This is a genomic window from Sphaerisporangium perillae, assembly GCF_023276435.1.
Lineage (GTDB): Bacteria > Actinomycetota > Actinomycetes > Streptosporangiales > Streptosporangiaceae > Sphaerisporangium > Sphaerisporangium perillae.
In genome coordinates, this window is the sequence record NZ_JALLPO010000005.1 from 171,615 (window position 1) to 183,632 (window position 12,018).

11 protein-coding genes are annotated in these 12,018 nt (G+C 71.6%); 1 reads left to right on the plus strand and 10 read right to left on the minus strand.

Annotated elements, in window-relative coordinates:
- Positions 1-17 precede the first annotated feature (17 nt).
- The 6 genes from rbsD to MYF83_RS06845 form a co-directional block, all read right to left on the minus strand.
- Positions 18-407 (minus strand): D-ribose pyranase, encoded by a 390-nt coding sequence (gene rbsD / locus MYF83_RS06820; RefSeq protein ID WP_248959322.1) that lies wholly within the window; start codon positions 405-407, stop codon positions 18-20.
- A complete protein-coding gene (locus MYF83_RS06825; RefSeq protein WP_248959323.1) occupies positions 404-1,336 on the minus strand; it encodes a ribokinase in 933 nt (310 codons plus the stop codon). The genes rbsD and MYF83_RS06825 overlap by 4 nt, the downstream gene beginning before the upstream one ends.
- A 53-nt stretch (positions 1,337-1,389) precedes the next feature.
- Positions 1,390-2,346, minus strand: coding sequence for a D-ribose ABC transporter substrate-binding protein (locus MYF83_RS06830; RefSeq protein WP_248959324.1), 957 nt, complete (start codon positions 2,344-2,346; stop codon positions 1,390-1,392).
- Positions 2,347-2,426: 80 nt separating this feature from the next.
- Complete coding sequence (locus MYF83_RS06835) at positions 2,427-3,395, minus strand: ABC transporter permease (RefSeq protein ID WP_372500102.1); 969 nt, start codon at positions 3,393-3,395, stop codon at positions 2,427-2,429.
- Complete coding sequence (locus MYF83_RS06840; RefSeq protein WP_248959325.1) at positions 3,379-4,926, minus strand: sugar ABC transporter ATP-binding protein; 1,548 nt, start codon at positions 4,924-4,926, stop codon at positions 3,379-3,381. The genes MYF83_RS06835 and MYF83_RS06840 overlap by 17 nt, the downstream gene beginning before the upstream one ends.
- Complete coding sequence (locus MYF83_RS06845) at positions 4,923-5,975, minus strand: LacI family DNA-binding transcriptional regulator (RefSeq protein WP_248959326.1); 1,053 nt, start codon at positions 5,973-5,975, stop codon at positions 4,923-4,925. Before MYF83_RS06845 ends, MYF83_RS06840 begins: the two co-directional genes overlap by 4 nt.
- Positions 5,976-6,110: 135 nt before the next feature.
- Between MYF83_RS06845 and MYF83_RS06850 the strand changes: the two genes are divergently transcribed.
- Entirely contained in the window at positions 6,111-7,256 is a 1,146-nt protein-coding gene (locus MYF83_RS06850) for a M20 family metallopeptidase (protein ID WP_248959327.1), read from the plus strand.
- Positions 7,257-7,307: 51 nt separating this feature from the next.
- Here the strand turns inward: MYF83_RS06850 and MYF83_RS06855 are convergent, their stop codons facing one another.
- Genes MYF83_RS06855 through MYF83_RS06870 form a run of 4 tightly spaced genes read right to left on the minus strand, consistent with a single transcriptional unit; the run spans position 7,308 to position 12,018 of the window.
- On the minus strand, positions 7,308-8,147 hold the full coding sequence (locus MYF83_RS06855; RefSeq protein ID WP_248959328.1) for a COG4705 family protein: 840 nt from the start codon (positions 8,145-8,147) through the stop codon (positions 7,308-7,310).
- A gap of 57 nt (positions 8,148-8,204) precedes the next feature.
- Positions 8,205-9,473 carry a sensor histidine kinase gene (locus tag MYF83_RS06860; protein WP_248959329.1) on the minus strand — a complete coding sequence of 423 codons (1,269 nt, stop codon included), beginning with the start codon at positions 9,471-9,473 and terminating at the stop codon, positions 8,205-8,207.
- Positions 9,473-10,123: a response regulator transcription factor gene (locus MYF83_RS06865; protein WP_248959330.1), complete on the minus strand. Its 651-nt coding sequence runs from the start codon at positions 10,121-10,123 to the stop codon at positions 9,473-9,475. Before MYF83_RS06865 ends, MYF83_RS06860 begins: the two co-directional genes overlap by 1 nt.
- A 38-nt stretch (positions 10,124-10,161) precedes the next feature.
- Entirely contained in the window at positions 10,162-12,018 is a 1,857-nt protein-coding gene (locus MYF83_RS06870; protein WP_248959331.1) for a glycosyltransferase, read from the minus strand.

Consider the following 12,018-nt stretch of genomic DNA (forward strand, 5'->3'; position numbering starts at 1 on the left):
GGGGCGGCTTCGGGGCTTCAGAAGGCGACGCCGCAGCGCAGGATCACGTTCGCGTACGGCCGGGCCTCGCCGGTGCGGACGATCAGCCTGCTGGAGGCGGTCAGGCTCTTGAGCCGCTCGTGCGGCACGTACGACAGGCGCGGCAGCCGCTCTCTCAGCAGCGCGTCGCAGTCCGGGTTACCCGTGCGGACCTCCTCGGCGGCCGTCGCGCCCTCGACGACGATCTCCGCCAGGAGTCCGTCCAGCACGTCGGCGAACGAGGGGATCCCCGGCAGGAAGGCCAGGTCCACGACCTGCGCCCCCGGCGGCAGCGGCATCCCGCTGTCGCAGATCAGCAGCTCGTCGGTGTGCCCCAGCCGCGCGATGGCGCCGGACAGTGCCGCGTTGAGGATGCCCGACCGCTTCACGGCCCCTCCACCTCCGCCAGGGTCGGGTACGAACTCTGGGCGCCCGCCCTGCGCACCGTGGCGGCGCCCACCCGCACCGCGAAGCCCGCGGCGGTGGCGAGGTCGTCGCCCATCGCCAGCCGCCAGGCGAGCGCGCCGGTGAACGCGTCGCCGGCGCCCGTGGTGTCCATCACCTCCACCCGGGGGCTCGGGATCGAGGTGACGCCCGAACGGTCGGCGACCACGGCGCCCTCGGCCCCGGCGGTGACCACCACCGACCGGGGGCCGAGCTCGAGCAGCGCCTTGGCCTGGCGGGCCGGTGGCGCGGGCACCCCGAGGACCATCGCGGCTTCGTGCTCGTTGACCACGAGCGGATCGCAGAGGGCCAGCAGCTCGTCCGGCACCGGGGCAGGCGGGGAGAGGTTGAACACGACACGGCGGGCCGCCCGCGCCGCCGCGAGCACCGTGGGGAGCGGGGTCTCGAGCTGGAGGGAGACGACCGGGGCCGAGCGGAGCAGCTCGGCGGCCTCCGCCACGTCCTGCTCGCTCAGCCGCGCGTTGGCGCCGGGGGAGACGATGATGCTGTTGTCACCCCTTGGCCCCACCGAGATCAGCGCCACTCCGCTCGGCGCGGCGCTCTCGCGCAGGTGGCCGAGATCGACCTTGTCGCGTTCGAGCGACTCGCGCAGCAGCCGGCCGTGCGCGTCCATCCCGATCCTGCCGAGCAGCGACACGCGCGCGCCGAGGCGGGCGGCCGCGACGGCCTGGTTGGCGCCCTTGCCGCCTGGATAGGTCGACAGGTCCGAGCCGAGGACGGTCTCGCCCGGGGCGGGGCGCCGGTCGACGCGGACGACTAGGTCCACGTTGACCGATCCCACGACCACCAGGTCGTACGGCCCCGCCGGGCCGGCGGCCCCCCGGCCGCCGGCGTCGTTCGCGGGCTGGCTCATCATCACCTCATCGGATCGTCACTGTGTTCTTGCATAACGCGTGCGGACGGCGGTCAGGAGGTCGTGAACTCGGAGACGTTGTCCTTGGTCGCGATCTTCACCGGCACGTCCAGCTTGGCCTGCAGCTTCTCGCCGTTCGCCGCCTTCACGGCGTTCTGCACGGCCTGCTGGCCCAGTAGCTGCGGCTGCTGGGCGACGCTGCCGGCCAGCGTCCCGGCCTCGATGGCCTTCAGGCCGTCGGGGGTGCCGTCGAAGCCCACCACCTTGACCGCTTTGCCGGCCTTGTCGCCGAGGGCCTTGATCGCGCCGAGCGCCATCTCGTCGTTCTCGGCGAAGACGCCGGCGATGTCCGGGTTCGACTGCAGCAGGTTGGTCATGACGTCCAGGCCCTTGGTGCGGTCGAAGTCGGCGGGCTGCCGCGCGACCACCTCGATGCCGGGGTAGGCCTTGATGCCCTCGGTGAAGCCCTGGCCCCTGTCCCGGGAGGCCGAGGTACCGGCGACGCCCTGGAGGACCACGACCTTGCCCTTCTCGGAGATCTGCTTGGCCAGCTCCTGCGCCGCGAGCCTGCCGCCGGCCACGTTGTCGGAGGCCACGGTCTGCGCCACCTCGGCGTTGTTCACGCCTCGGTCGACGGCCAGCACGGGAATGCTGGAGCGTTCCGCCACCTTCACGGCCGGGGCGGCGGCGTCGGAGTCCACCGGGTTGATGATGATCGCCTTCATGCTCTGGCTGGTGAAGTTCTGCACCTGGTTCACCTGCTGCGAGGCGTCGTTCTGCGCGTCCGTGACGGTCAGCGTGGCGCCGAGCTTCTTGGCCTCCGCCTCGGCGCCGTCACGCAGCTGCACGAAGTACGGGTTGTTCAGCGTGGAGATCGACATCCCGATCTTCACGCCGCCGCCGGCGCCTGCCGAGCCGCCGGACGTGCCCTCCGAGGAGGAGCCGGAGCCGCAGGCGGTGAGCCCCAGGGTGAGCGCCGCGCCGGCCAGGACAAGGGCGGGGATTCGCATGATGGTCTACCTCGTTGGTCTAGCGTTGATCTGCGGTTGATGGGGGACGTAGGTGTTGCGCGTGGAACGTGGGCGGGCGGTCAGCCGGAGCCGCGGCGGCGGAGCGTGTCGAGCAGGACCGCCAGCGCGATCACCACGCCGATCACGACCTGCTGCCAGAAGGCGGAGACCGACAGCAGGTTCAGGCCGTTGCGCAGTACGGCGAGGATCAGCGCGCCGACGAGCGTGCCGAACGCCCGCCCTTTGCCGCCGGAGAGGCTCGCGCCGCCGATGACGACGGCCGCGATGGCGTCCAGCTCGTACCCCGACGCCGCCTGGGGCTGCGCCGAGGCCAGCCGGCTGGCCAGGACGATGCCGGCGACCGCGGCGAACGCGCCGGACAGGGCATAGGTGACGAGTTTCTGCCGGCCGACCTTGATGCCCGACAGCCGGGCGGCCTCCTCGTTGCCGCCGAGGGCGTACATCGCGCGCCCGGAGTACGTGCGGTTCAGGACGACCGCCGTGATCACGCCCATGACGGCCATGACGAGGACCGGGACGGGCAGGTATCCGCCGATCGTGTCGCCGAGGTGAGAGACGGCGTCCGGCATCGCGATCGGGCTGCCCTGTGAGACGACCAGGGCCAGCCCTCGCGCGACCCCCAGCATGGCGAGCGTCGCGATGAAGGGCGGCAGCTTGCCGTAGGCGATCAGCGCGGCGTTGATCAGGCCGCAGGCCAGGCCCACGACCAGCGCGATCACCATCGCCACCGGCCAGGGCAGGCCGGCCGAGGTCGCGCTCCAGGCCAGCACGATCGCCGACAGCGCGGCGACGGCTCCGACGGACAGGTCGATGCCGCCGGTGATGATGACGTACGTCGCGCCGAACGCGAGGATCGCGGTGACCGCCGCCTGCACGCCCACGTTGAGCAGGTTCGTCACGCTCAGGAAGTCACCTGAGAGCAGCGACAGGGCGACCGCGAGCACGACCAGCGCGGCGAGCGCGCCGTTCTCGGCGAGCAGGCTCCGCAGCGCCGGCTGCCTGCTGAGCACGTTAGTGGACACGAGCATCCTCCACCTCGGTGACGGCGAGGGCCATCACGGAGTCCTGTGTCGCTTCGGCCGCGTCGAGCTCCCCGACGAGCCTGCCCCTGGCCATCACCAGGACGCGGTCGCTCATCCCGAGGATCTCGGGCAGATCGCTGGAGATCATGAGCACCGCGTGTCCAGAGGCGGTGAGCGAATTGATCAACTGGTAGATCTCGACCTTGGCGCCGACGTCGATGCCGCGCGTGGGCTCGTCCAGGATGAGCACGCGGGCGTCGGCCAGCAGCCACTTGCCGATCACGATCTTCTGCTGGTTGCCGCCCGACAGCGTGCGGACCTCCTGGCCGAGGTGGCTCATCCGCACGCCGAGCTGAGCCGCCACCCGTCCGGCGGCCTTGCGCTGCCCAGCTCGGTCGACGAAGCCGCCACGCGTGGCGCGGCGGAGGGTGACCAGCCCCAGGTTCTCCCCGACGTCGGCGCCGAGGACCAGGCCCTGGCCCTTCCGGTCCTCAGGGACGAGCCCCAGGCCGGCGGCCATCGCGGCGTTGACGTCCCCGCCGGGCAGCCGGTGGCCGTCCACCAGCACCTCGCCGGAGTCGTAGCGATCGGCCCCGAACACCGCCCGCGCGATCTCGGTACGGCCGGCGCCGACCAGCCCGGCCACGCCGACGACCTCGCCGGCCCGCAGCTCGAAGGAGACGTCCGTGAAGGCGCCCGCCCTGCTCAGGCCTCTGACCTGGAGCAGGGGCGCGCCCGGGGACGACGCCTCGCGCGGGTACTGCTGGTCGATCGGCCGACCGACCATGAGGCGGACCAGTTCCTCCTCCGGCGTCCTCGCCGGCACCTCCGCCACCGACCGGCCGTCGCGCAGGACGGTCACCCGGTCGCCGATCTGGGCGATCTCCTCCAGGTGGTGGGTGATGAAGACCACCGCCACCCCCTGGTCGCGAAGCTGCCGCACGATGGCGAACAGCCGCTGGACCTCGGTCGTCGTCAGCACGGCGGTCGGCTCGTCCATGATCAGGACGCGGGCGTTCAGGGCCAGCGCCTTGGCGATCTCGACCATCTGCATTCGGGCGATGCCCAGCTCGGCCACCTTGGTGCGCGGGTCGACGTCGATCCCCACGCGTGCCAGCAGCTCACGGGCCTGCTCGTGCATGCGCCGGGTGTCCACCAGGCCGAACCGGCGAGGGGGCCGCCCGAGGGCGAGGTTCTCCCCGACGGTGAGCTGGGGGACCAGGTTGAACTCCTGGTAGATGGTGGCGATGCCGAGCCGTTGCGCGTCGGTGGCCGTACGGATCTCGACGGGCGCGCCGTCCAGCAGGATCCGGCCCGAATCGGGGTGGTAGGCCCCGGAGAGCATCTTGATGAGGGTGCTCTTGCCCGCGCCGTTCTCACCCAGCAGCACGTGCACCTCGCCCGCCCGCAGGCCGAAGTCGACGCCGTCCAGCGCCACCACACCGGGGAACCGCTTGCCGAGCCCCTCGACCCGCAGGATCTCCGGCCTGCCCGGTTCCGGTGCCGGTGGCGTGTCCTGCTCGTCCGGTCCGCTCACGACCTGTCCCTTCCTGCCGTGTCCGCCTCGTCGCCGCCTTCCCGCGACCGGTCCCTCGTCACCTCTCCGCATGACTCGCGGACCACGAGCACGGCCGGGAGCACCACCGAATCGGGGGTGCTCCCGTGCAGGATGTCGAGGATCACCCGCACCGCGCGCCGTCCGAGCTCGGCCGTCGGCTGGGCGATCGCGGTGATCGGCGGGTGGGTGTGGGCGAACCATGGCACGTCGTCGAAGGACGCCAGCGCGATGTCGGCCGGGATCCGGAGCCCCCGCTTCCGGATCTCGTCCAGCGCGCCCAGCGCCATGAGGTTGTCGCCCAGGAAGATCACTTCAGGCGGCTCGGGCAGGTCCAGCAGCGCGGAGGTGTGCGCCTGGCCGCTGCCGGCCCGGAAGTCGCCCACCCGCACATACTCGGGCGGGACCGTGAGGCCGTTCTCGGCCGCCGCCGCGAGGAACGCCTTCGTGCGTTCGCGCCCGGTGGACAGCGTGCCCGGGCCCGAGACGAACGCGACCCGGCGGTGCCCGAGGTCGCGCAGGTGGCGGATCAGCTCCCCGATCGCCCGCGTGCCGTCCGCCCGGACCGACGGGACCTCCAGCCCGGGAATCGTCCGGTCCAGGAAGACCAGCGGCCTGCCGTTCCGCGTCACCTCCTCGATCAACGGCGTGACCTCGGCGGTCGGGCAGATGAGCAGCCCGTCGACGCGCTGCTCCAGGAGGGTGCGCACGTAGTGGTCCTGCTGGTCGGCCCGCTCGTCGGCGTTGCCGATGACGACGGTGTACCCGGCCGCCCGCGCCTCGTCCTCGACGGCCCTCGCCAGCTCGGTGAAGAACGGGTTGAGGATGTCCCCGATGACCAGTCCGAGCGTTCTGGTGGCCTCGGTGCGGAGCGAGCGCGCCACCGCGTTCGGCACGTAGTTCAGCGCGGTCATCGCCGCGTACACGCGGGTCCTGGTCTCCTCGGTGACCGAGGGGTTGTCGTTGAGCACGCGGGAGACCGTGGCGACGGACACGCCCGCGTGTGCGGCGACATCCTTGATACGAGCCATCGGTCCTCCATGTAATCGATTTCATGAGAGTATGTAATCGATTACATGGATGTAAACCGGACAGCGTGTGACCTGCATCACACTGAGCGCGCCCGGGGCATGACAGCGGCGGGTCGCGGGCGGGACGATCGTCCCATGGCCACCGAACCATTCCCGGCCGCGGCCGGGGAACCGCCCGAGTCCTTCCTGCGCGCGTTGGAGGAACTGCTCGCGGTGCCGTCCACCGCCGACCGGCCCGGCGAGCTGCATCGCGCGCTGGACCTGGTGCTCGGCTTCGTCGGACCGGGTTTCACGGTGGAGAGGTTCGAGTCGGGCGGCAAACCGAGCGCGCTGCTCTACCACGGAACTGCGGCGCGGCCGCGCTTCCGGGTCGTCCTCAACGCGCACCTGGACGTCGTGCCGGCTCCGCCGCACCAGTTCCGGCCCAACCGCGACGGCACGCGCCTCTACGCCCGCGGCGCCCAGGACATGAAGGTGTCGGCGCTGGTGCAGGCGCAGGTCTTCCGCGAACTGGCGGGCCTGCTGCCGTACCCGATCGCGCTGCAACTGGTCACCGACGAGGAGGTCGGCGGCCGGAACGGCACGCTGCACCAGCTCGAGCAGGGCGTCAGCGCCGAATTCGTCGTCATCGGCGAGCAGAGCGGGCTGCGCGTCGTCACCGACTCCAAGGGGATGGTCGGGGCGAACCTCCGGGCCACCGGCCGCAGCGCCCACGGCGCCTACCCCTGGCTCGGCGACAACGCCCTGCTCAAGCTGCAGCGCACCCTGGACAGGGTCCTCGCCCGGTACCCGGTGGCCACCGAGGAGGTGTGGCGCACGACCGTCAACGTCGCGCGCGTCGAGACCCCTGGCGCGTTCCGCAACCAGGTCCCGGCGTTCGCGGAGGCGTGGCTGGACATCCGCTTCCCGCCGCAGGACACGGACCTGGACGGCAGGACCGCCGAGGAGATCACCGCGCACCTGGACGCCTTCTGCGAGCCGGGCGTCACCGCGTTCGTCGATCACGTCGACCGGCCGCACCACGCCGACCAGAGCGGCGCGGAGGTGCTCGCCCTCCAGCAGGCGGCGCGGGACCAGGGCTACCGCGCCGATTTCCTGCGCAAGCACGGCGCCGCGGACGGGCGTTTCTACTACGACCGGGGCATCGACGCCGTCATCTTCGGCGTCGGCGGCGACGGCCAGCACGGCCCGGACGAGTACGCCGACCTCACCACGATCACGCCGTACTACCGGGCGCTCAAGGACTTCCTGGGACGCCTTCACGCCACTCCGTCCAGATGAAAAGACCATTGCATGATCGTCCGCACGGAAGGACCTGCCAGGCCCGAACCGCTAGCGGCCCCGAACAGTGGAGGGCCTCGCCTTTTCCCTTCCGGGCGTCGAATGGGCGGCGATGTGGTCCTTTCGGCTGATGGCCAGGTAGAGGACGAAGCCGAGGATGGCGGCCAGGAAGAGCGCGCTGGTGACGATCGTGCCGAAGCCGAGGCCACCCTCGTCGGATGGCTGCGAGAGGTAGTCGCCGAGGGAGGCGCCCAGCGGCCGGGTCAGGATGTAGGCGATCCAGAAGGCCAGGACCGCGTTGATCTTGAGGCCGAAGCGGCCGACGGTCACGACCGCGATGAGAACGGCGAAGGCGAGCAAGGACAGGGCGTAGCCCAGGTCGAGGCTTTCGGCGATCAGGTCGCCGGCCGCGGTGCCAAGCGCGAAGGTGAACAAGATGGCCGCCCAGTAGAAGGCTTCGCGGCGGGTGGTGTAGATGGTGTGGATCGACAGGGTCTTCTCACTGGCGTACCAGGCGCCGAAGGCCGCCGCCAGGAGGAGGCCGAATGCGAGGGTGGTGACCTGCAGGGAGACCCCGAGATTGTCGGTGAGGTTGTCGGTGATCAGCGTGCCGACGACGCTGATCAGAACGACGGCGAGCCAGTACAGCCCCGGGATGTACCTCCTGGCCCGGAACTGGAAGACCAGTGTGATGGCCAGCAAGGCGCCCATCACGTAGCTCGTGTTGGCCAGGCCGAGATTCAGGTTGGTGTTGAGGAAGTCCGCGGCGGTCTCGCCCACGGTCGTGCACAGCACCTTGATGATCCAGAAGTAGATGGTGACCTCTGGAACCTTGTTGAGCATCTGACGGCCGGGTGAGATGCCGCCGGAGAGGCTTGGGGTGGTCATCATGCGCCGAAGGCTGGCATAACCTGCCTGAACGTAACCTGACCGCTGTGCGCGCCCGGCTCAGGCGCGGGGCAGGCGGAGTTGAAACAGCCCTCCACCGGCGTCGGCGATGGCCAGGACGTCGCCTCCGGCGGCCTGGGCCAACCGTCGGGACAAGGACAGCCCCAGGCCCGATCCTTGGCGCAGGTGGGCGGCGCTGCCTCGGCGGGCCGGCTCGAAGATCGCCTCTTCCTCGCCCGGCTGGACGCCGGGGCCGTCGTCGGTGACGGTGAAGACCACCATGGCATCGTCCTGGCGCACCGAGAGGGTCGCGGTGGTGCCGTAGGTACGGGCGTTGTGCACGAGCGGGGCCAGGGTGCGCGCGACCAGGTCGGTCTCGCAGCCGACACGCGGCAGGGGGCCGGCCGTGGGTTCGATGATCGCCTGGCTCTCCATCGCCGCCAGCACGTCGCCGACCTGGCACCCGGTGGATCGGACCTCGGTGCGGGAGAAACCGAGGAGCGTGTCGACCACTCGGGTGAGATCGTCGGCGTCGGCGGTGACGGCCAGCAGTGCCGCGCGTAGTTCGGTGTACGGGCGCTTTCTGCTCAACGCGATCTCCGCCTCGGCGCGCAGCCTGGCCAGCGGGGTGCGCAGCTCGTGCGCGATCTCCGCGCTCAGCCGCCGCTCGTGGCGGAGGTTGGCGGCGACCCGCTCGAGCAGGAGATCCAGGTTGGCGGCGAGGCCGGTGAGTTCGTCGCGCGGGGGCCCGAGCGCGAACCGGTGGTCGAGGTCGTGTTCGCTCCAGTCCAGCGCCTGCCGGGTCATCGCCGCCACCGGCCTCAGGGCGGCGATGACGACGCGCCGAGTCAGGATCACGACCAGCACCAGCACGACCGCGTCCAGCAGCAGGGCCGCCAGCAGCGCGAGCCACTCACTGTGCAGGTAAGGCACGCGCGAGACGCTCACCACGACCGTCGACCGGTCCAGCGCCGGTACGGCCAGCAGGCGGACGTCGCCCACGTCCAGGAACCGGTCGGCCTGAGCGGGCCACAGCGACCGGGCGGCCCCGGCCACGCCGGGGGCGGCCCGGGGCTGGGCGACCACCCGCCCTGAGGCGTCGAAGACCCAGGCGTGGGCGTCGACGGCCTCGTCCAGTGGCAGATCCTCCACGACGAGACCCCGGGCGCCGACCTCCAAGGTGGTCAGCGTGGCCTCGGCGCGAGAGCGCAGCACGAGGTCGGCGTCCCGGTCCAGGCTGCGTGACAGCACCGTGCCGAAGCCGAGCGTGAGCAGCAGCAGTGCGACGGCGACCGACGCGGTGGAGACGAGGACGAGGCGGCGGCGCATCACGCCATCCGGTAGCCGACGCCGCGGACGGTGGAGATCACGTCCGCCTTGCCGAGCCGGTCGAGCTTGCGGCGCAGCCGGGTCAGGTAGGCGTCGAGGGTGTTGTCGTGCACGATGGCCCCGTCCGGCCATGCCGCGGCGACGAGCGCGCGCCGGCGCACGACCACGCCGGGCCGGGCGGCGAGCGCCGCCAGCAGCCGGAACTCGGTGGGCGTGAGCTCGACCACCAGGTCGCCCTCGGCGACCGCGTGCCGGGCGGGGTCCAGGCGAAGTCCCTGGGCCGGGCGTCGCGGGGCGCCGCGTCTGGCCAGCGCGCCGAGCCGGACGACGAGTTCGGCGAAGGCGAAGGGTTTGACCAGGTAGTCGTCGGCGCCCGCCCGGAACCCCGACAGCAGGTCGGGCAGGCTGCTCCGGGCGGTGAGCAGCAGCGCCGGGACTCCTACGCCGCGTGCGCGCAGCGCCATCAGCACGTCGCGCCCGTCGGCGTCGGGCAGGCCGATGTCCACGACCAGCAGGTCGGGAGGGTCGCCCTCTATCGCCCGCAGGAACTTCTCTCCGGTGGGCACGCTGACCCGCACGTCAAAGCCCTCCTCGGCGAGCCCCCGGGACACCAGGGTCCGGAGCTGGACGTCGTCCTCCACGATGGCCACGGTCGCATCCACGGGGGCAGGTGGTAACGAGACGTAGGTCATCGCCCGGCCGATCCGCTTTGTCGATCGGTTTCCAGGTCCGCCAGCAGGACTCTCCACCGGTCGCCGATGGCCGCGGGGTCGTAACGCCGCGACGTGTGCAGTCCTTCGGCCCCTATGCGGCGCCGCGACGCTTCGTCCCCGATGAGGTGGCTGATCGTGGCGGCCAGCGCGTCGACGTCGCGCCGCGGCACCAGGAGCCCGTCGTGCTCGTGGGTGAGGATCTCCCGGGGGCCGTGCGGGCAGTCGAAGCTCGCCACGGGCACCCCCTTGCTCAGTGCCTCCAAGATGGTCATCGAGAAACCCTCGTGACGGGAGCTGAGCGCGAAGACGGAGGCGTCGTCGAGTTCGGCGCCGATGTCGGAACGGGCGCCGGGCAGCTCGACCGAGCCGGTCAGGCCGCGTTTCTCGACGGCGGCTTCCAGCCGGGCACGCTGTGGCCCGGCGCCGAGGATGCGCAGCGTCCAGCCGGGGTTGGCGGCTTGCACCTGCTCCCAGGCCCTGATGAGCAGGTCGAAGCCCTTGACCTTGGTGAGGCGGCCGATCGCGAGGACGGTCTTGGCGGTCAACGGGGATGGGCCGCCGGTGAGAGGCGAGAGCGCGTTGGGGATGCGCAGCAGGTGGTGGGGGGCGCGTGTCCCGAGGGCCGTGCGGTATGCCTGCAGGTCGGCCTCCGTCAAGGTGACGACGGCGTCGAGCCTTCCGTACCTACGGGCGATCATTTTCCGCAGGGGGGGCTGGTGCGAGGCGAAGCCGACGTGCTCCTGGCCGATGGTGATCACGCCGGGCGGGGCCAGCAGGGCGGCCGCCAGGTTGAGCCCGGGGCGGGTGGTGATCAGGACGCCGGTGCGCAGCCCACGCAGGAAGCGCAGGAGTTTCAGGTCGGTGCGCAGGTTGAAGGTGGCGTAGGCCGCCTCCTCGCGCGGGATGAGCCTGCTGCGGCGAAGGGGGGCGAGCCTGGGGAAGCGGGTGGGGCGGCGGTGCCGGCGGTCGTCCAGGAAGGTGACGCGGACGCCGGGCGGCACGGGAAAGAAGGGATGCTCTTTGGTCCGGACGACGCTGACGATCTCGACGTCGTGGTCGGCCGCCAGCGTGCCCGCGATGTTGAAGACGGTGCGGATGGTGCCGCCCATGCCGTAGGCGTGCAACAGGAGGATCTTGATCTTCCGGGTGTCGGGTGGTGCGGCGCGGCGTGCCCTGCGGCGGTTGTCCGCCTGGAGGAGGAGCACGCCGAGCGCGGGCAGGCGCTTGACGGTCGTCACCAGGTAGATGGCGGCGGGGGTCACCATGATCGAGCCGACGGTGTCGGTGGGGTAGTGGGCGCCGAGGTAGACCCTGGCGAGCATCTGGGCCGCCACCAGCAGGCAGCCGGCCACCACGACGGGCAGGAAGTAGGCGCTGCCGCCGGCCAGCAGGGCGAGGGCGATGACGATCGACAGGGTCAGGCACACGTGGCCGCTGGGAAAGCTGTCCTTGCCGAGCTCCTGGACCAGCAGGAAGTGGGCGGCGGGGGGCCGGGGCCGGGCGATGACGGTCTTGAACAGCAGGCTGACGCCCCACCCCGCGGCGATCACCACCAGCGTGCGCCCGGCGGCGCGGGGTCGCCCCGAGATGGCGAGCGCCCCGGTGAGAGCGGCGACGAGGGCCGCGCCGACCAAGGTGCCGAAGCCGACGTTCAGCACCTGCGCCACGACGGTCAGCCATGGGGTGCGGGTCGCCTGGATCGCCTGGCTCACGTTCATGTCGGCCGCGGTCCAGCCGGGTGTGCGCGCGGTGAAGCCCATGAGGGCGGCGAGGGTCAGGAGTGTGAGGGAGAGCAGGAGCAGCAGTGGCGTCCGCGGGGCTTTGACGATCAC